Source organism: Methylocaldum gracile (genome assembly GCF_053646815.1).
In genome coordinates, this window is sequence record NZ_CM132196.1 from 5,142,347 (window position 1) to 5,160,883 (window position 18,537).

The following is an 18,537-nucleotide window of genomic DNA, read 5'->3' on the forward strand; positions in this document are numbered from 1 at the left end:
GCGATGATCCGGCAAATGGGCATCAATCCGCCTCCGCTACCCGCATCTCGGCTACGGCAGGCTCCCGGATCCAGCCCTTGCTCACTTCGAGCTTGAGCTGGGCATAGAAGGCATCGATCTCGCCGCCGAAGCGCTGCCACAAATCCTTGGCGTTCATTTCGCCGTTGTGGCGAGCCAGGATAGAAGCGAGCGGGGCCTGGGCTTTGGTGTCAGGTGTTTGGCCCAAACGCAGTGGGGCGCTCAGTTCGGTTTGGGGGGCTTTCATGGGTACGTCTTCTTCTTGTTCGATGGCAATTCCTGTCAAGGACGCGATGGTGGCGTTAGCCAGAAGCGAGCCAAGCTCTTCCTTTCTCTGCAACAGGTTCCGCCACGCCATACAGCGTTCTGTCAGGCTACTTAGTTTTCCAAGAATGGCCCGCTGTTCTTCCAGGGGCGGAATAGGCAACGGAAAGCTACGAAGCTGCGTCATATTGATCGACGCCAAATTCGTGGTCTGTTTAGATGCACCGGCAAAATAGTCGCGGCCTACGCCCGAATTGAACACTAACTCCACCCATTCGTTGAGTAGCAATTCGCTTGGTATCCGTGCCTTGAACACATGGTTTTGATGAAGGCAGCTCTCAACGCCGCCGCGCCATATTGCCGTTCGGCCCACCTTATCCCAGTCGCCACCTTCAGTGATTAGCAAGTCGCCCTCTGCGACGACGTACTTTTCCAGCTCGTCCCGCGCGATCTGAATCATCTTCAAGTCTTGAAGCCTGAAGAAACCTCGCTGAACGTTTGCCACCGCAAGGTAAGGACAGGTGATGACATCTCGGTTGCGGAGGTCGCGCCCCTTCGTCACTCCCCCAATTACGATGGCCACTTCATCAAACGGGGTGATGGCCCAGTGCTCCGGATAACTGACATCGGAGTTCGCGGCGCCGATGATTTTCTGCCGTCGCATCAGGCCAGACTCAATATAGCTAGCACGGAGCTTATCGCAGCTTTCCTTGATTTCATTAATGGCGGGAGGTGACAACGAAGGCAGTTCAAGCAAACCGCGCACTGCCAAATTCTTCATCTCGGCTATGAAGTCATCCACATCCTCCGGTGCCTGAAAGATCTGTCCGAAATTCTCGTCGAGGCGCGCCCAGGTGGTTTGCAGTTCGTGCGGGCTGGTGGCGGCGGCGACGGCTTGCAAAGTGGACTGGCGCAGGGCGTTTTGCAGTTTGCGGCGGTCTTGCTGCTGCGCTTCCAGCTCGTCGCACAAGGCCATCAGTTCATCGACTTTGGCGACGATGCGGATTTGCTCATCTATAGGGGGAAGAGCGACTGGTAACGCGAGTAACTGATCCTGTTTAATGCCTGAAACGGTTGTACCCTTGCCTTTAATGTTCCGAGTCCGATACAGAATGTAGAAATAATCAACACTGACTTCGCTTGGCAGCTCAAGTGCTTTCAAGTCTTGATTGATGGCAATCGCAACTTGATTGATTACAAGCTTGCCCAGTCCCATGCGGGTACAGACGATGACCCTGCCAGGCGGAATTAGATTAGATGAGCTGTTTTTCAGTCCATCTTCTGTAATTCGGTCTTCAGTGCTCGTTATGTATTTGTGATCCTTAATGTCCTTGACACTTGCCCAAGGGATTTCACCTCCCCAATAGGCTGAACTACTTTTTGACGGTGTGCCGCCACCAGTAATTGTCAAGACGAGATCGCCCAGGCGACACGGAGCCCAGTGGGCAGGTGCCCGAATATCGCCGGGCCTTAATGGTTCTTGGGGTTGAACCACCCTCTTCTGATCTTTGTGCGAACGTTTCTTCTCTACTATCGACTCAAGAAGTGGGCGCGCATCTTGTGGTGTATCGTTTACAAGTAAGTCGCCTGAAACCGCTAGAGAAAGGATCATCTCCCGCAGCCGCTGTACCCCTCCCAGCGCATTCGCAATATGCCCAAACTCCGCCAAAAACCGCTGCGCATCCATCAGGCATCTTCACCGGCAAAGTGATGTGCGAGGGCCGCGGCAAGCTCACTCTTCAGCAGATTTTGCGTCTCTTCGATTTCGCCGAGCAGTTTCTTGTATTTCTCCAGCAGTACGTCGGGATCGTGGCTTTCTTCTTCCGGCGCGTTGGGGTTCTTGAGGTCGAGGTTGTAGATGGGCCAGTAGAGGCGGTCACCCGCCGCCTGGGCGTCGCGAGCCTGCCGGCGCAAGGATTCGGCCTGTTCGCGCAGTTCGGCAATCCGGGTTTCCGCCTGTTTGCGATTCTGGGCATCCGTAACTCCGTTGATGGAGTTGCGCAGGTCGCGAGCGCGGTTCTCCAGTTGCGCGGCCTGGTTGTTCAGTTCTTCGGCCTTGTCCAAATGCGGCTTGGCGGCGGCTACCGCCTCCTGCTTCTTGGTCTTGAAGTCGAGCTTCCAGGCGAATTCGTTCTCCACCCTGTCGGCGAAGTCATTGCCTTCCGAGCCCCACCAGGCGATTTCTGCGTGGAATTCTTCGAAGCGTATCGGTTTGGTCTTGGAATAGCTCTTGTACCCCGCGGGGTAAGGGTGCTCGTAAAACCAGATGGTTTCGGTGGGCTTGCCCTTGGTGAAAAACAGCAAATTGGTCTTGATGCCGGTGTAGGGCGCGAACACGCCCTTGGGCAGGCGGACGACGGTGTGGAGGTTGCACTCTTCGAGCAGCATTTCTTTCAACCGGGCCTTGATGCCGTCGCCGAACATGAAGCCGTCGGGTAATACCACCGCCGCGCGGCCTCCTTCCTTCAAAAGACGTTTGACGATGAGGAGCATGAACATGTCGGCTGTTTCCCTGCTCTGGATCAGGTAATCCTGGCCGGCGTTGTCGTCCTCGTATCCGCCGAACGGCGGATTGGTGAGCAGGCAATCGACCCGTTCATCGGCCCGCCAATCGTTCCACGGCCGGCCCAGCGTATTGCGGTGCTCGATCTGGCTGGGCACGTCGATGCCGTGCAGCAGCATATTGGTGGTGCACAGCAGATGGGGAAGCTGCTTCTTTTCGATGCCGCGAATCAGTTCTTCGATGGCGCGTTTGTCTTCGGCGCTGGATTTTTCATTGAGCTGATGCCGGAAGTGGTCGATGGCGGCAGTCAAGAAGCCGCCGGTTCCGCAAGCGGGGTCGAGCACCTTTTCGCGTTTCGCGAGATTCGGGTTGACCCTATCCACCATGAACTGGGTGATGGCGCGCGGGGTATAGAACTCTCCCGCGTTGCCGGCACTGCGCAGGTCGTTGAGGATTTGCTCGTAGACGTCTCCCAGTTGGGCGCGGGCTTTGAAGTCGTGGAAGTTGATGGCTTCTTCCAGCTTCTCGATCACGGCCAGCATCAGCGGTCCGGACTTCATGTAGTTGTTGGAATCCTCGAAGACCTGCCTGATGACCTTGGCCATCGGGCCGTCAGAGGCGTCGATCTCTTTCAGTGCCGGGAACAGGTCGTTGTTGACGAAAGGGATCAGCGCGCTGCCTTGGGTCTGCGGCTTTTTCTTGCCGTCGGCGTCGGCTTCATAAGCTGCCCAGTTTCGCCAGCGGAATCTTTCCTTAATGGGCGATTTGTACTTGGGATCGTCCTCTTCCCACTCTTCCTCGCGTTGGTCGAAGACCTTAAGGAAAAGCATCCAGGTAAGTTGACCAATGCGCTGGGCGTCGCCATCGACGCCATCGTCCTTGCGCATGATGTCCTGGATGGATTTGATGGTACTGCTGAGATTCATCGTCGGTTGTCGTTATCGTGGTTAGGTCGTCTGTCGTTGGGTAAATTAGAGCATCTTTCACCCCGGTTTAGCGGTAGGGGTCGGGAAGCTAGTAGGTCGGCAATCCCTTGCCGACACACGACATCGGCAAGGGGCTTTGTCGGCAAGGGATTGCCGACCTACGCCTTGGGCTCCGCTACACTGAATCGGAAAATGCACTAGGCGCGCACGGCGGTTCCGGCCGCTTACTCGTGGCTTCGGCGCGCGTCGTAACCTACCGGATCGCGGAACGGATTGCGACGGGGTCAGGCACGTTTTTCATCGTAAAGCGCTTGTTCGAGTTCGGTTATCGCTTGGGCGTATTGGTCGGCTCCGCCGAAAATGCCCCTGCGGATTTCGGTTTTCGTGCCGTACTGATCGAAGGGCGGCAACTCCAGGATCTTGGGGTCTTCGATGTCCTGAACACCGTGGTCGGCGAATTTTTCCAGCAGAGCTTCGAGTACGGCCCGTGCCTGTTCGCCGTATCTGCCGAAAACGTCCCGCTTCTTTACTTCGTTCGCACGCTCGCGGCGGGTCAGTGGCTTCCGGTCGAAAGCGACGTGTGCGACCAGGTCGAAGGCATCGATGTCTTCGCCGTTGGGCACGGCTTGTTGCAGGACTTCCAGCGGCACGCCGCGATTCCCGAGTTCATCCAGGATCGCTTGCTTGCGCTCGGCTTCCGACCAGCGACGCAAGAAGTCGGTCAGCGAGCCGAACTGCGATCGCAGCGACTTCCGGATGTCCTCCTCGAGGAGGACTCGGTAATCCTCGGTGATGAGCTTGCCGTCCGCATCGAGATATTGGGAGCGCTCGACAGCCACCTGCACCTCAACGTCGTCCAGGACGTATTTGACGCGGCCCTCGCCACCGCTGGGGCTCTCGTCGCCGTTTTCGCCGGACGTGGGGCCGTAGGGTTGTGGTGCGGGTTCGCTGGTGGTCGTGGGAGATTCTTGCTCGTCCGGGGGCACGACCGGTTCGTCCGGCTTGGGCTCGTAAATGACGACCGGTTCGCCGTCGAAATCGGGATCCGCGAAGAGGCGCGTGGCTCCCTTGAAGTCCATGATGGTGAAGTAGAGCTTGTGGTAGTCCTCTCGCAGGCGCGTCCCGCGGCCGATGATCTGCTTGAACTCGGTCATCGAGTTGATCGTCTGGTCCAGTACGATGAGCTTGCACGTCTTCGCATCGACGCCGGTGGTCAGGAGCTTGGAGGTTGTGGCGATGACAGGATAGGGCTCGTCGTTGTCGATGAAATAGGAGAGCTGCGCCTTGCCCTCATTATCGTCGCCGGTGATGCGCATCACGTAGCGGCGATTGGCGGCTGCGGCGGGAATCAGCTTGACCAGTTCCTGGCGCATGCGCTCGGCGTGGTCCTGATCGTCGCAAAACACGATGGTCTTGGCCATCGGATCGGTGCCTTTGAGGTATTCCCACACCTTGGCGGCTACCAGCTTGGTGCGCTTCTCAAGCACCAGATTGCGGTCGAAGTCCCTGGTGTTGTACTGGCGTTGTTCGACGGTTCGGCCGTGCTTGTCGAGCTTGCCTTTTTCCGGCGTGTAACCCAAAGCGTCGGCGTCCGTGACGATTCGGATCACCTTATACGGGGCGAGGAAGCCGTCTTCGATGCCTTGCCTGAGAGAGTAGGTGTAGACCGGTTCGCCAAAGTAGGTGATGTTGCTGACCTCTTTGGTTTCCCTGGGTGTTGCGGTCAATCCTAGGTGAGTGGCTGTGGAGAAGTAGTCCAGCACCTCTCGCCAGACCGAGTCGTCGGCTGCGCTACCGCGGTGACATTCATCGACGACCACCAGATCGAAGAAGTCGGCGGGGAACTGGCGGTAAATCTGCTTCCACTCTTCTTTGCCCGTCACCGCCTGGTAAAGGGCAAGGTAAACCTCATAGTTCTTCTTGACCTCTCGGTTGGTGATCTTGTGCATGACTTCGCCGAATGGCGCAAAGTCCTGCTGCATGGTCTGATCGACGAGGATGTTGCGGTCCGCCAGGAAGAGAATGCGTTTCTTGGTCTTGGCTTTCCACAACCGCCAAATGATTTGGAAGGCGGTGTATGTTTTTCCGGTGCCCGTCGCCATGACGAGCAATATGCGCTGCTGGCCTTTGGCAATGGCCTCGATCGCCCGGTTGATCGCCACGCGCTGATAGTAACGGGGCTCGCGACCGCTGCCGTCGCTGTAGTAAGGCTGCTCGACGAGTTTGACGGCGTCGGGCTCCGTCAGCCCTTTCCACTGCTGATACAGTGGCCACAATGTCGCCGGTGAAGGGAATTCGCTGAGCGACAATTCGCGCTCGACCGGTTGGGTCAGGCCAGTGCGGTCGTGCAGAAGAAATCCGTTGCCGTTGCTGCTGATGGCGAAAGGGGCATCCAGGAGTTCAGCATAGATCAGTGCCTGCGGCATTCCATGCCCCACCGGGTATTTGTTCTGCTTGGCTTCGATGACGGCAATGGGAACATTCGGGCGAGCGTAGAGGACATAATCCGCACGCTTTGGTCCGCCCTTCGCATCCGGATTCTTGATGCGTGCGGCCAACTTGCCTCGCACCATGACTCGACCATCGGTGAGTTGCACTTCCTCGCGGAACTCGTGCTGCTGCCACCCGGCTTGTTGAATCGCCGGTGTGATGAACTTTGTGCAGATGTCGCGCTCGCTGAGCAGTAACTTGTCCAATTACTTCTCCCCGTCTATTTAACGAAACATCGCGGTAATTCGATGAACGTAAGGACAGCTCGGCCGAAGGTTTGGCGCTTGCGTCGTCGCGTGAAGCGCGAAGCGGTGAATTGATGCTTGAAAATAGCAGCCCCGGTGAGGACGCTGAGCAGCGGGGTCATATCGCGTTTGCGGTTTTTGTCGACAGGCCGGTTAGTTCTTCTTGTGAGCGCCACATTAAATTATTGTCATGTATACATTGCAATAAACCAATAAGAATGAAGTTTCATGCGAAATATGGATCTTTTTGAATGGAGTGAGCGGGCAAGGACGAGGCTCGACATGATAGTCACGGCGGTTACTCTACTCCCTTCCAACTAAAGAGCTTAGTCGTAGGTCGGCAATCCTTTGCCGACGCATCCCTTATGTCGGGAAGGGATTCCCGACCTACCATGCTGATTTGCACCTGTTTGCCGGGAACGGCTGCCGCCCCTTCGACTTCGCTCAGGACGGGCTTATTCCGGCTCGCGGAATTCCGTAATAGTCCTCTATCGCGCTGTGCTGGTGTCCGGCGAGCTTGCGCATGCTGTCCAGGATGGCGAAGCCGTGGGTGTCGTTGCCGCCCCAGTCGTTCAGGTATTCGAGCGCAGGCTTAGGGAATGCGTCCTCCCCCAGCCGCTCGCGCAGCCCGAACAACTCGTCCTCCAGCGCTTCGGCCAGGTCCGACTGCGCCATCGTCCGCACATTGGGCGCGACGAACACGCGATGCAGAAAACTCGCCACCAGCGGCGCGTGATCCGAGCGCAGCAAGCGCCAGGCCGGGTGGTTCTGGCGGAGGAGGTCGAGGGTGACGTAGTCGAGGCTCATGCGGGATGCAATCGCTTGTCTGTGCTTATTTGGCCGGCTTCTCCGCGTTCAACGCGCTCCGGTGATCGTGACGGTTTTCTGCGTCCGGCAGGTGTCGCGGATGCTCTCGCAGCGGGTAAAGGCGTGGGTGTCGCGGTCGAAACAAACGATGACTTCGTCGAGGGTCTGGGCGCTGCTCCTTTGGCCGTTCGCACCGCAGGACAGCACGATTTCGTCGTCATCGAGCCCTGGATTCTTTTCCATGAACAGCCGCTCGATCTCCTCCGCTTCGGCGGTTTCGGCGAGGCCGGGCAAATTCAGTTTTCGGTAAAGCGCTTCGGTCAGCTCGAAATAGCCGCTGCGGGACAGCGCGGTGCAGGTTCCGTGGGCCTTCCATTCGTGACGGATCAGATAGTCCGACGGCATGAAGGCGTGAATCCTGCGTTTATCGACCCGATCCGGGCGTCCGCCGTCTTGGCAATCGCGCGGAGCGTCGTTTTCGCACTGAGGCCAAAGTCCGTGGACAATGAATCGACGGTTTTCCCGGCACTGCGGCTCGTCCCGGAGACCGGGATGGGAACGGCAGAACTCCGGCGACCAGGACAGGGCCAGGGCGTAATACTTGAATTTGCCGGCCACATTATCACTGCACGCGTATTCGTCTTCCGCGCTCCAGTCCGCATATGCCGGAAGAGCTGAAAAGGCCAGTGCGAATAAGACGATTCTCTTCAGGATGTTCACGGTCTTCCCCCAAGAAGCGGTGTGGCTGAAGCGACCGTTTGCGATGGGTTTAGGATCACGGTTTTCTTATGCGTTTTCGAGATGAATAGCTCGTGTCTTTTCGGGATTATCCTAGAAACGGCAGTTGGACGTGCTCGAGTGTGCGGCGGGCGGGTCGGCTGGCAAGGCGCGACGCCGCCGCGGGGTGGTCTCCCGCAAGAAGGAGCAACGCCGCCAGGTGGCCGGCCCGCCGTGCAATCGGATGCGTAGCGGCTTCACCCAAGCGGTGAAATCGGTACAAGGTCGGACACTTACGATTCATTGGACTTCTCTAATGCATCGAAGCGGTCAACTGCCGTTTCTAGGATTATTGTACTCGGGCATCTCTGCGGAATGCTCATGCGTCTCGGCGGCAAAATGTGAAGGCGGAATTTACCGGCGATTCGAGTTCAGGTCACCGGCAAATCTCGTTATCTCGGCTGTAGAACGAGTATCTTCGCAAACGATCGAAGGTTCACCACTTCTTCCAGCATCATCCCGCACCGGTCGAACAGACTCCGCCATTCATCGAGAGTCCTCTCTCTTCCTCGGGTGGCCATGAACATTTGCATGTCGAGAGCAGCGCCGGCAAGGTCGGCCCGCAATTCGGCCACGACCAGCTCCATCAGGGCGATGCGGGCGCCCGTTCCGGTGCAAGCGCCGGCAAGATTGGTGAGAGCTTTGGCGCAGGTCTCGTCGTCGAAGCCGTGCAGTACGGCGCTGAGCAGGTAGATGTCCTTGTCGCTCGTCGCCGTCGGGACCGCTTCGAGTAAATCGCCGGCCTGAAAGCTCAGGCGGGCGAGCAGCTCCGGAGCTTCGCGTCCAATCCAATATCGTTCGGCATCCCGGATAACCTGAGCGCGATCGACCACCACGGCTTTCAGATGCGGATGCCGTTTCAGAATGGCAAGGGACTTACTGCCCCTCGATCCGCCGACATCAATCACGCGCTCGAAACGTCCCCAATCGAAGTCGCGGGCGAAGCTGTCTCCGGTCAAGGCTTCAACGCTGTCCATCGCCCGCGAGAACAGTGCGTCGAATTCGGGGTGGCTGTCCATATAAGCAAACAGGTCCTGCCCATGAGCGAGCCCGAAAGGAACTTCCCCTCTCTTGACGCCGTTTTCCAATTGTTCATACCAGGGGCGACTCATCTCCTCCGAGTTGTGCATCAGAATCATCGCGCGCACGCTTTTCGGGTGGTCCTTCCGCAGATAGGCGGAAACGCGGTTATTACCGAACACACGTGGCGACACTTCCTGGAAAACGCCCATGGCAGCGAGCATCCGAAGCAGCCGGTGGACCCCATCGGGCTGCGCGGAGACCTGCGCGGCGATCTTTTCGGCCGTGAGCTGTTGGTCTCCCAGCACCGTCGCGATGTCGAGTCGGGCGGCGACGTAAAGCGCCCGCGATTGCCAGAAAGCCGAGCCGATCTGCATTAGGCGAAACGGCGGCGGCGTCAGCTTGTCCGGGATGGTCTGGAGCCAGCCGGCGAATTTCATCAATCGGGAAAACAGCCGAACGGCTCCGGTAGCTTTTTGTAATGGCATCGCGGCTCCAGCTATTCGTGCGGGGCCGGTGCCAGGCCCCCTGTAAAGAGTCGGCCGTTGAACTCGGCCAGGTTTTCGATGAACGCTGCATCCATCGCATGCCCCATCTGTTCCTCGAAGATGTCTTTCAGCAGCATCGGCATCATGGCCAGGCTGACGAAAGTCATTCTCAGGATGTCGGGGTCTACCGATGGGGCGATCTGTCCATGGCTTTTCAAGTCGGCCACGGTCCGCGCGCCGCGTGTGCGTCCCCGTTCCAGCAATTGCTGAATGAAGCGTCGGCCCGGGCCTTGGTTCAGCGCCAGCACTTTCAGGATCAGCCTGGGAAATTCCGGCCGTTTGGACATCGTGTCGTAGTAGAGACGGAGGAAATCCGTAAAGCCTTCCACCGACGACAGCATCGGGCCGTCCAGCACATCCAGCAACGGGCTCAACGTATCCCGGATCATCTCCTCGTACAGACCTTCCTTGCTGCCGAAGTAGTAACGGATCATCGAAATATTGGCGTCGGCCTTTTCGGCAATCCGTCGGGTCGTGACCTTGTGGTATTCGTCGGCGAGAAAGCATTCGAGAGCCGCCCTGAGCAGCCGGGACCGGACGGGGGCTGGAGCTTGTTCGGCGGCGACAGCCATGGTCTTCTCCTATAGCGGATGACGGAAACCAGAGTAGCATCCGCCTGTTGCCATCGATAGCGGTTTCGCCAATCAAAACGCGTCCTTTGATTGATTCATGGCTCGGCGCGCAGGGCTATTAGCTCTATCGCGTATTCGGCAAAACTTGTTGCGTTGCCGCCAAATCATAACGGATTAATGCTTGCGTTCGGCCATCAGGCGGGGCACACTCCACGACTGTTGAGGCACGGCTAATTTGTCAAGGGGACAAATATGGATATCAAAAATGAAGAAGAACGTTTTGATCCCTCGAAATTCACGCCGATCGGCACTTGGACACTGCTTTGCCTGATCGTCGCCGGAATGGTGATCGCCTGGCTTTTCCTTTACTTCGGCGTGTTTCTGCCGCGCGGCGGCGTGCAGTGAGGTGAGCCATGCATATCCACCCGCTCGAGAGAAGATGGATTTATGTCGTTCTGGCGGTCATCGGCATCTTTCTGCTGGCCATTTTCTACACCGCCATCGCACGAAACATCCATCCGCCCAGTCACATCGAAACCATCGATTCCGCCAGTCTCCATCTGAGCGAGGAATTCGCCGAGGATAAACTCGGCGTTTGGACCCAGCCCGACGGCACGATCAAAGTGACTCTGGTCGCCGCCCGCTACGGGTTCTATCCCCGCGAGATCCAGCTTCCCGCCGGAACCCAAGTGACGTTCCGCATCGCCAGTGCCGACGTCCTGCACGGCATCCATATCCCGATGACCAACATGGGCACGATGGTCGTGCCGGGCTACGTCTCCGAGATCACCACGACCTTTCCGAAGCCTGGCGAATATCCCATGCTCTGCAACGAATACTGCGGGCTCGGGCACGATCACATGTGGAGCAAGGTGACCGTAGTGGCCAAGGAAAGCTGGCCCGCGGCACCCAATGCGCAACCGGTAAGGAGATAAGCGTATGCTCGCAATCGAAATCAGAAAACTGGCGCTGAGCCATTTCGCGGTCGCTTTCGGTGCCTTCGCCTTGGCGGCGGTTATGGGGTTTTACCAGGTGCTGGAGCGCAGCGACCTGATCCCGGCCCTGCAGTCGCCCGGCGTGTACTTCGCTTCCGTCAGCACTCATGGGGTGTTGATGGCTTATGTGCTGACCACCTTTTTCATCATGGGGTTCGGCTACGTCACGGCCGTGTCCAGCCTGAAGATGCCGCTATGGAATCTGAAATGGGCCTGGATCGGTTTCTGGATCAGCACGGTCGGGACGGGATTGGCCGCGCTTCCCTTGCTGCTCGGCCGGGCCTCGGTGCTCTACACCTTTTATCCGCCGGTGCAGGCCCATGCGCTGTTTTACATCGGCGCAACGCTGCTGGTGGTGGGCTCGTGGTTCTGGTGCGTGATCATGATCGCCATGCACAGGCAATGGAAGGAGGCTCATCCGGGCGAGCCGGTGCCCCTGCCGATGTTTGCTACTACCGCCAACGCGATTCTGTGGCTTTGGACCAGCGCGGGCGTGGCGGCGGAGGTTTTGTTCCAGCTTGTTCCCTGGTCCTTGGGATTGAAGGATACGGTTGACGCGGGGCTAGCGAGAACGCTATTCGCCTGGACTCTGCATCCTATCGTCTATTTCTGGCTGATTCCGGCCTATATCGCGCTTTACAGCTTCGTTCCCAAGGCGGCGGGCGGGAAACTGTTCAGCCACGAACTGGGACGTGCGGCTTTCGTCATGCTCTTGGTGCTCAGTCTGCCGATCGGTTTTCACCATCTTTATATGGACCCCGAACAGAGTGCCGGCTTCAAGCTGTCTCACGGTGCGCTGACCTTTCTTGTGGCCGTGCCGACCTTGCTTACCGCCTTCACGGTGACCGCCTCGCTGGAGATGGCCGGCCGATCCAAGGGAGGCACGGGCTTGTTCGGCTGGATCGGGGCCTTGCCCTGGCGCAACTCCATGGTGCTCGCGGGCATTCTTGCGGCTGCGATGCTGGTCCTGGGCGGTTTCGGCGGCCTGGTCAACGCGAGTTATGCGATGAACGCCATGGTCCACAATACGGCCTGGGTGGCCGGGCATTTCCATCTGATCTTCGGCGGGACCACCATCATCATGTACATGGCCACGGCCTATTACCTTTGGCCACACGTGACCGGCAAGCCGCTTGTTTCGTCCACGTTGCCTCTCGTGCAACTGTGGTCGTGGTTTTGGGGGTTCGTCATTCTGACGACGGCCTGGCATATTCTCGGGTTGCTCGGCCAGCCGCGCCGCATCTCGACCGTGACCTACAACAGTCCCCTCACCTTCGCGTGGGATCCCTATATATTGACCATGGTCGTCGGGGGAACCGTGCTGACGTTTTCGGCCGGGCTGTTCGTCTACATCCTCGCGAAATCGTACCGACAGCCGGAAACGGCGCCGATTCAGGCGGACGAAATCGAATACGCGGAATCGCTGGACCCGGTGACCCGGGTGCATCCGCTGTTGAACGGTTTTAGAGTGTGGAATATAGCGATAGCGGTGCTCATGCTGGTGAACTTCGGCTATCCGATCGCCCAGTTTTTCCTGATCAAGACCTTTGGCTCGGTCGCGTGGGGGTACTGACATGAAAAAGGGCTATGTTTTCGCATGGATCGTGCTCGTTGCGGCGAACGGTCAAATCTCGGCGGAGCCTTCGACCCAGGTGGCGTGGACCCCGGAAACCCTGAGGTTCGTCAAGAACGGCGATGCCGAGAGGGGTAAGGAACTCGCGCAAGCTTGCGAAGCCTGCCATGCCGCGACGCCGGAAAACGCCGAAAGCGAATTCCCGTATCTTCAAGGGCAATCGGCGACCTATCTCTATAAGCAGCTTCACGATTACAAGAGCGGCAGCCGCTCGAACGAGATCATGGTGGGCATAAGCGCCGGCCTGTCGGATCAGGACATGGCGGACGTCTCGGCCTGGTACAGCCGCCAGCCCCTGCCTCCCGCAAAGAAGGCAGATGAGGTTCCGGACACGATCCGCAAACTCGTCGACCGCGGCGACGGAACGCGCATCGTAGCGCCCTGCGCCGTCTGTCACGGTTCCGCCGGGCAAGGCCAGACCATGGATACGCCGGTCCTTGCCGCCCAAAAGGCCGCCTATCTCGAACAAACGATGCTGGCGTACAAATCCGAGGCGCGACGCAACGATATCTACCGGCGCATGCGCCTGATCGTGCAGCAGCTCAACGACGAGGAGATCCGGCAGTTGGCGAGGTATTACGCGGGTTTGGAACGCTGATCGATTTTCCCTCTCATTTTTTCGCGTAACCGGAATAAGCGTTAGCCGGTCTGCCGGGAACGGCTAATTCCATTCGGCATGCGTGTGGACATTCATCGTAGGGTGGATTTAGCGGAGCGTAATCCACCGATTGAAGGTCGCTCGGTGGGTTATGGCCTCGCGGCCTAACCCACCCTACAAACATGAATTCCAGATTGAAAGCGACTTGGAATAACGCCTCTTCGACGCCGCTCGGAAAGGCTCATCCTTCTACATGGCTAATGCGTTTTGGTGCCCTCGGGTTTTACCGTACCTTCCGGCGTGACTTCCACGATCGGCAATGGCGTGTCTTTGGTGTGAGGCGGCAGGTGGGTCAATTCGATTTTGGGTTGATCACCGGTCAAGGTTCTCAAAAAGGTGGTGACCGAGTCGATTTCCGGATCGGTCAGCTTGGCACCCAGTTGCGCCGTGCCCATGATGGCCACGGCCTGCCGGAGATCCCACACCTGGCCGGAGTGGAAATAAGGAGGCGTCAGCACGATATTCCTCAATGAGGGCACTTTGAAGACGTATTCGTCGCTGGCGGTATTGGTGACGGTGAATCGTCCCTTGTCCTTCAGCGGCAGGATTTCCGCACCGGGTTTTTCCACGACGCCGAAAGGAAAATAGCCGTTGCCGCCGATGTTGATGCCGTTGTGGCAGTTCGAGCAGCCCTTGTCCATGAACAGCGCCAGGCCTTGTTTTTCCGCATCGTTGAGCGCTTTGTCGTCGCCTTTGAGATAGCGGTCGAACTTGGAATTCGGGGTAATCAGGGTCGCTTCGAAGGCCTCGATGGCCTTTGCCAGATTATCGAAGCTCACCGGGTTGGGTTCGTTCGGGAAAGCTTGCTTGAAGCGTTCGACATAGCCGGGGATGGTGTTCAGGGTTTTTTCGAGCCGCTCGGGGGTATTGTTCATCTCCACGCTGGCCTGCAAGGGACCCTTGGCTTGCGTTTGAAGATCGGCCGCCCGCCCGTCCCAGAACTGGGCGATATTGAACACGGAATTCAGCACCGTGGGTGCATTGCGGGGCCCTTTCTGCCATCCGTGTCCGATCGAAGTCTGCTCGAGATCGACGCCGCCCAGCGCCAGGTTGTGGCAGCTATTGCAGCTGATCATCCAACTCCTCGAAAGACGCGGATCGAAGTAGAGCATCTTGCCCAACTCGATCCTTTCCGGCGTAACGACAGTGTTCCGGATGGGCGGCGGTTCGGTGGGAATGGGTTTGAACAGGGCCTGCGCCCTTTGCATAAGCTCCTCGGCTGCCCATGCGTTTCCCACCACCATAAGCGGCAAGCACAAGATTAGTCTTTTCACCTTTCCTCTCCTCGTGAAAACCGAGTACCAGAACCGGCAAGCCCTGGCGAGTGATTATCCTAGAAACGGCAGTTGACCGCTTCGATGCATTAGAGAAGTCCAATGAATCGTAAGTGTCCGACCTTGTACCGATCTCACCTTCTGGGTGAAGCCGCTACGCACCCGATTGCACGGTGGACCGGCCGCCTGGCGGCGTTGCTCCTTCTTGTGGGGGACGGCCCCACGGCGGCGTCGCGCCCCTTCGACGGGGCTCAGGACAGGCTTGCCATCCGGCCGGTCCACCGCACACTCGCGCGCGTCCGACGGCCGTTTCTAGGATTATCGGATCGCATTTCGGCCACTCAAATGCGATTTATCAACTACAAGATTAGAGAATCGTGGAAACGGCCGTCGGACGCGTCCTGGCGCACGGCTGGCGGACCGACTATGGAATTCGAGTGTGGCGTGCGGCGTACGGTTCCGGATACCGGCCGAGAAACGCCTCGAATTCGCCGGCATCGATGGGTTTTTGGAGATAGTATCCTTGGCCGAACCTGCAATAGATGCGCTGCAGGAACGCCAATTGGTCCGCGGTTTCGATACCTTCGGCCACGGCATCCAAATCGAGGTGCTGAGCCAGGTTGACTATGGCTTCCACGATGGCGGCATCTTGTTGATTGTGCCCGATGCTGCGGATGAAGCTGCGGTCGATTTTCAGCTCGTCGAGCGGCAGTTGTTTGAGATAGGCCAGGGAAGAATATCCGGTCCCGAAATCGTCCAAGGATAAACGCACACCAGCCTCTTTCAGCTGCCGCATCTTCTTCAGCGAGCCTTTGAGATCCTCCATCACGACGTTCTCGGTCAGTTCGAGCGCGATCAGGCGAGGATCGACTCCCTGCTGGGCCAAGATCCGCAAGATCGTCTCCACGAGCTGCGGATGGCGGAACTGCACCGGGCTGAGGTTGACCGACACGGTGCGGATGTCGGCGAGCAGGCCCGTTTGTTCCCAGCAGCGCAGATATGCGGCCGTTTGCCCGACGATCCACTCGCCGATGGGCAGTATCAGGCGGGATTCCTCGGCGAGGGAAATCAAGTCCGATGGGCCGATGAGCCCCCTTTCCGGATGCAGCCAGCGCATCAGCACTTCCGCGCCCGAAGGCCGGCCGCTGTGCAAATCGAATTGCGGCTGGAAGTGCAGGCGCAATTCGAGTCGGTCGATTGCATCTCGGAGCTCCTGCTCGAGCGCAAGTCTTTGCTGAGCGTTTTTGTGCATCTGAGGATTGTAGAACCGGATGGCGTTTCGGCCGTCGTGTTTCGATCGGTACATCGCCATGTCCGCATGCTTGAGCAGATCTTCGCCGTTCCCGTCCGCATCGGGAAAAAGGGCGATGCCTATGCTCGAGGTCACATGATAAGAATGATCCCCCAGCCGATAAGGCTCCTCCAGCGAGGCAAGCACTTTCTCGGCTATTTTCCAGCACTTGTCACGGGCGTTCTCGGGTCTATCCGCCAGCTCGCAGAGCAATATCACGAACTCGTCGCCGCCGTACCGCGCTACGGTGTCCTCGCTGCGAACCAGCGAGACCAGGCGATGGGCTATCTGCTGCAATAGCGTGTCTCCCGCCGAATGGCCCAGCGAGTCATTGATGTTCTTGAAGTTGTCGAGATCCAGAAAGAGCAGCGCGCCGTGCCAGCCGTGCCTTCTCGACGCGGCCAATGCTTGCTCGATCCGAACCTGGACGGAGCGGCGATTCTCCAGCCCGGTAAGCTCATCGAAGAGCGCCAGTCGCTCGGCCTTGGCTTCGGCCGCCATGCGAATCTCGACTTCGTTTTCCGCCTGCCGATAGGTGGAATACATGTTGATCATAAGACCGGTCAGTACACAAACGTAGCTGGCGCATTTGAGCACATGGGCCAGATTGAATTCGAGGTCGAACAGGCCACTCGACAAGGGCATGAAGACGGCTTGGGATTCGAAGCTCACGATCAACGACAGTATCATCCAATGCTCGAAACTGTCGGTCTTCCATCGGCCTTTTCTCAGATAACCGATCAAGGCGAGCAGAAAGAGGATTGCCGGAAAGAATTCCTGAGGGCGAAAAAACGGACTCAACAACACAAAATGATGAGACGGCGGGAGCGGTACGAACGCGAAGAAAAGAAAACTCAGCAACGCGGCCCCGGCAGCCGTCGAATAAACGGTTTTTTCGTCGAATCGGCCGGCTGCGCCGAGTTTCGCCTCGCGGCGCCAAATCCACCCGCTCAACAGCAGCGCCGCAGACAGAAAGAAACGGGATGCCATCCAGCTCCACGGTATCAACGACGATAACGCCGAGGGCAAGCGCTGACTCAGCCACTCCGAGGTCACCAGGGCGTGGTGCCCGTCGAGGAGGCCGGTGCCGAGGAAACCGGTGCCGATAACCAGAAAGGTATTGCTCTTGCGGCTGTAGTAGCGGACCAGGGCCATGGCTCCGACGACGAACGCCAGCAGCGTCGCGACCGTTTCCATAATGGTGTGCAGATGCGCCGAGCCGGTCCACGAATGGCCGCGCAACGCGAGGTAGCCGGCGACGAGAAGCAAGGCCACGAGCCCGTAGCTGAACAGACGGGGCCTGACCGGAATATCGGAGTGGATATTGTTCAAGGCAAAGGACGGTTTAAATTGATTAACTTTAGTCAACTATCGTCGACATGATGGTTCGCCTTGGAGCAACAATCCGGATCGTGGGTTTGTACCGGCGGGCACGGTACGCTGCCGTAGGAGCAGAAGACGCAGCAATCCCCCTGCTTGGGCCTCAGCATCCGTCCGCAGCCGGCGCATTCGTAGAACCACTGGCAGGCATCGACGGGCATTTGTTCCTCCCGCGAAAATCCGCACGCCGGGCAGGTGATGATCGATAAGGTTTTCGGTGGCGTTGTCATAAGTTTTTTCCGCTGGAAACCGGCGACCGGGCGAATCAAGCCGATTTTCTCGGGCGGCTTTTCGGAGTGCCGGCGCCTCTCGATTTTCCACGTGGAGGGTTCGGGCGACGCGTGGGCCGCGTGGCGTCGGATCGCGGACGCAACGCGTAAGCCAGGATCGCCGCAGTCGCCGACACGTTGAGGGATTGTACCTGGCCGGAGCCCGGCAGGGTCACGACGGCTTCGCAAGCCGCCAGCGTCGCCGTCGGTAGCCCATCTTCCTCGTTGCCGAGAACGACGGCAGCGGGGCGCGGGTCTTGCGTCAGCGTTTCCATGGAAACGCCGCGCCCCAGGGCCGTGCCCACGACGCGGTAATCGCGTCTCAAGCGCTTCAGTGCCTCGGGCAAAGACGTGGCCTTGCGGATTTGCAGGTATTCGAGCCCGCCCTCTGCCACCCGATAGGCCGATTCGGAGAGTCCGGCTTGAGCCGGGTGATCGGAAATCACCAGATTCTGAAATCCGAAAAAAGCCAGCGTGCGGGCGATGGCGCCGAGATTATGAGAATTGCTGACGCCGTCCAGGATGAACAGGGGCTGCCCGCTTTGAGCCCACTGATGGGCTTCCCCGAGATCGAGGGGTGGAATCTGGCGCGGCTCGGCAACCGCGACGATACCGCCGTGCAGCATGGTGCCGGCGATGCGTGCCAACTCCTCGGTGTCGACCATGCGGTAGGGACGACGGAAGCGTGCCATATAGGCGCAGAACTCGCCGACCAGGGGCACCATGTGCTCTTCATAAAAAAACCGCAGTACCCGGTCGGGATCGCGCTTGAATAAGGCGGTAACCGCGGGCAGCCCGGCGATTCTGATCGTCCGCTCGGGCGGGTGGGCCATCGGTTTCTCCGGCTGCGGGCGTTTAGGCGTGCGT

Annotated in this window: 15 protein-coding genes; 4 read left to right on the forward strand and 11 right to left on the reverse strand. The window is 58.5% G+C overall.

Going from position 1 to position 18,537, the window contains the following annotated elements:
* Positions 1-22: 22 nt before the first annotated feature.
* From ACWJJK_RS23025 to ACWJJK_RS23055, 7 genes are all read right to left on the reverse strand, one after another.
* A complete protein-coding gene (locus ACWJJK_RS23025) occupies positions 23-1,969 on the reverse strand; it encodes a restriction endonuclease subunit S (RefSeq protein WP_156879913.1) in 1,947 nt (648 codons plus the stop codon).
* The gene (locus tag ACWJJK_RS23030; protein WP_156879914.1) at positions 1,969-3,711 is read right to left on the reverse strand and encodes an N-6 DNA methylase; all 1,743 of its coding nucleotides are present in this window, start codon (positions 3,709-3,711) and stop codon (positions 1,969-1,971) included. The genes ACWJJK_RS23025 and ACWJJK_RS23030 overlap by 1 nt, the downstream gene beginning before the upstream one ends.
* A 284-nt stretch (positions 3,712-3,995) precedes the next feature.
* Positions 3,996-6,407, reverse strand: a complete 2,412-nt coding sequence (gene hsdR, locus ACWJJK_RS23035) for an EcoAI/FtnUII family type I restriction enzme subunit R (protein WP_454128519.1) — start codon at positions 6,405-6,407, stop codon at positions 3,996-3,998.
* Between the two features lie 483 nt (positions 6,408-6,890).
* Positions 6,891-7,253: a DUF3375 family protein gene (locus ACWJJK_RS23040; RefSeq protein ID WP_205780640.1), complete on the reverse strand. Its 363-nt coding sequence runs from the start codon at positions 7,251-7,253 to the stop codon at positions 6,891-6,893.
* Between the two features lie 48 nt (positions 7,254-7,301).
* The gene (locus ACWJJK_RS23045; protein ID WP_156879916.1) at positions 7,302-7,973 is read right to left on the reverse strand and encodes a ribonuclease T2 family protein; all 672 of its coding nucleotides are present in this window, start codon (positions 7,971-7,973) and stop codon (positions 7,302-7,304) included.
* Between the two features lie 449 nt (positions 7,974-8,422).
* Positions 8,423-9,538, reverse strand: coding sequence for a methyltransferase (locus ACWJJK_RS23050; RefSeq protein WP_156879917.1), 1,116 nt, complete (start codon positions 9,536-9,538; stop codon positions 8,423-8,425).
* Between the two features lie 11 nt (positions 9,539-9,549).
* The gene (locus ACWJJK_RS23055; RefSeq protein WP_156879918.1) at positions 9,550-10,170 is read right to left on the reverse strand and encodes a TetR/AcrR family transcriptional regulator; all 621 of its coding nucleotides are present in this window, start codon (positions 10,168-10,170) and stop codon (positions 9,550-9,552) included.
* Positions 10,171-10,422: 252 nt separating this feature from the next.
* Between ACWJJK_RS23055 and ACWJJK_RS23060 the strand changes: the two genes are divergently transcribed.
* The 4 genes from ACWJJK_RS23060 to ACWJJK_RS23075 are packed head-to-tail and all read left to right on the forward strand — an operon-like array spanning position 10,423 to position 13,396.
* Positions 10,423-10,575 carry a hypothetical protein gene (locus ACWJJK_RS23060; RefSeq protein ID WP_166642458.1) on the forward strand — a complete coding sequence of 51 codons (153 nt, stop codon included), beginning with the start codon at positions 10,423-10,425 and terminating at the stop codon, positions 10,573-10,575.
* Between the two features lie 8 nt (positions 10,576-10,583).
* Positions 10,584-11,105, forward strand: coding sequence for a cupredoxin domain-containing protein (locus ACWJJK_RS23065; protein ID WP_077728254.1), 522 nt, complete (start codon positions 10,584-10,586; stop codon positions 11,103-11,105).
* Between the two features lie 4 nt (positions 11,106-11,109).
* The gene (locus tag ACWJJK_RS23070; protein WP_156879919.1) at positions 11,110-12,738 is read left to right on the forward strand and encodes a b(o/a)3-type cytochrome-c oxidase subunit 1; all 1,629 of its coding nucleotides are present in this window, start codon (positions 11,110-11,112) and stop codon (positions 12,736-12,738) included.
* A gap of 1 nt (position 12,739) precedes the next feature.
* Positions 12,740-13,396, forward strand: a complete 657-nt coding sequence (locus ACWJJK_RS23075) for a c-type cytochrome (protein ID WP_077728252.1) — start codon at positions 12,740-12,742, stop codon at positions 13,394-13,396.
* Positions 13,397-13,653: 257 nt separating this feature from the next.
* On the opposite strand, the gene ACWJJK_RS23080 is transcribed toward ACWJJK_RS23075, so the two are convergent.
* From ACWJJK_RS23080 to ACWJJK_RS23095, 4 genes are all read right to left on the reverse strand, one after another.
* Positions 13,654-14,730, reverse strand: coding sequence for a cytochrome-c peroxidase (locus ACWJJK_RS23080; RefSeq protein WP_168183836.1), 1,077 nt, complete (start codon positions 14,728-14,730; stop codon positions 13,654-13,656).
* 424 nt (positions 14,731-15,154) lie between these two features.
* Positions 15,155-17,389, reverse strand: coding sequence for an EAL domain-containing protein (locus ACWJJK_RS23085; RefSeq protein ID WP_156879920.1), 2,235 nt, complete (start codon positions 17,387-17,389; stop codon positions 15,155-15,157).
* Positions 17,386-17,631: a GDCCVxC domain-containing (seleno)protein gene (locus ACWJJK_RS23090; RefSeq protein ID WP_086134458.1), complete on the reverse strand. Its 246-nt coding sequence runs from the start codon at positions 17,629-17,631 to the stop codon at positions 17,386-17,388. The genes ACWJJK_RS23085 and ACWJJK_RS23090 overlap by 4 nt, the downstream gene beginning before the upstream one ends.
* 35 nt (positions 17,632-17,666) lie before the next feature.
* Positions 17,667-18,503 (reverse strand): TrmH family RNA methyltransferase, encoded by an 837-nt coding sequence (locus ACWJJK_RS23095; RefSeq protein WP_156879921.1) that lies wholly within the window; start codon positions 18,501-18,503, stop codon positions 17,667-17,669.
* Positions 18,504-18,537 lie beyond the last annotated feature (34 nt).

What these genes read in the sequence shown, in the direction of transcription:
- ACWJJK_RS23025 (WP_156879913.1), bottom strand. Translation starts at nt 1,969, where the DNA reads ATGGATGCGCAGCGGTTTTTGGCGGAGTTTGGGCATATTGCGAATGCG.
- ACWJJK_RS23030 (WP_156879914.1), bottom strand. Translation starts at nt 3,711, where the DNA reads ATGAATCTCAGCAGTACCATCAAATCCATCCAGGACATCATGCGCAAG.
- ACWJJK_RS23040 (WP_205780640.1), bottom strand. Translation starts at nt 7,253, where the DNA reads ATGAGCCTCGACTACGTCACCCTCGACCTCCTCCGCCAGAACCACCCG.
- ACWJJK_RS23050 (WP_156879917.1), bottom strand. Translation starts at nt 9,538, where the DNA reads ATGCCATTACAAAAAGCTACCGGAGCCGTTCGGCTGTTTTCCCGATTG.
- ACWJJK_RS23055 (WP_156879918.1), bottom strand. Translation starts at nt 10,170, where the DNA reads ATGGCTGTCGCCGCCGAACAAGCTCCAGCCCCCGTCCGGTCCCGGCTG.
- ACWJJK_RS23060 (WP_166642458.1), top strand. Translation starts at nt 10,423, where the DNA reads ATGGATATCAAAAATGAAGAAGAACGTTTTGATCCCTCGAAATTCACG.
- ACWJJK_RS23065 (WP_077728254.1), top strand. Translation starts at nt 10,584, where the DNA reads ATGCATATCCACCCGCTCGAGAGAAGATGGATTTATGTCGTTCTGGCG.
- ACWJJK_RS23070 (WP_156879919.1), top strand. Translation starts at nt 11,110, where the DNA reads ATGCTCGCAATCGAAATCAGAAAACTGGCGCTGAGCCATTTCGCGGTC.
- ACWJJK_RS23075 (WP_077728252.1), top strand. Translation starts at nt 12,740, where the DNA reads ATGAAAAAGGGCTATGTTTTCGCATGGATCGTGCTCGTTGCGGCGAAC.
- ACWJJK_RS23090 (WP_086134458.1), bottom strand. Translation starts at nt 17,631, where the DNA reads ATGACAACGCCACCGAAAACCTTATCGATCATCACCTGCCCGGCGTGC.
- ACWJJK_RS23095 (WP_156879921.1), bottom strand. Translation starts at nt 18,503, where the DNA reads ATGGCCCACCCGCCCGAGCGGACGATCAGAATCGCCGGGCTGCCCGCG.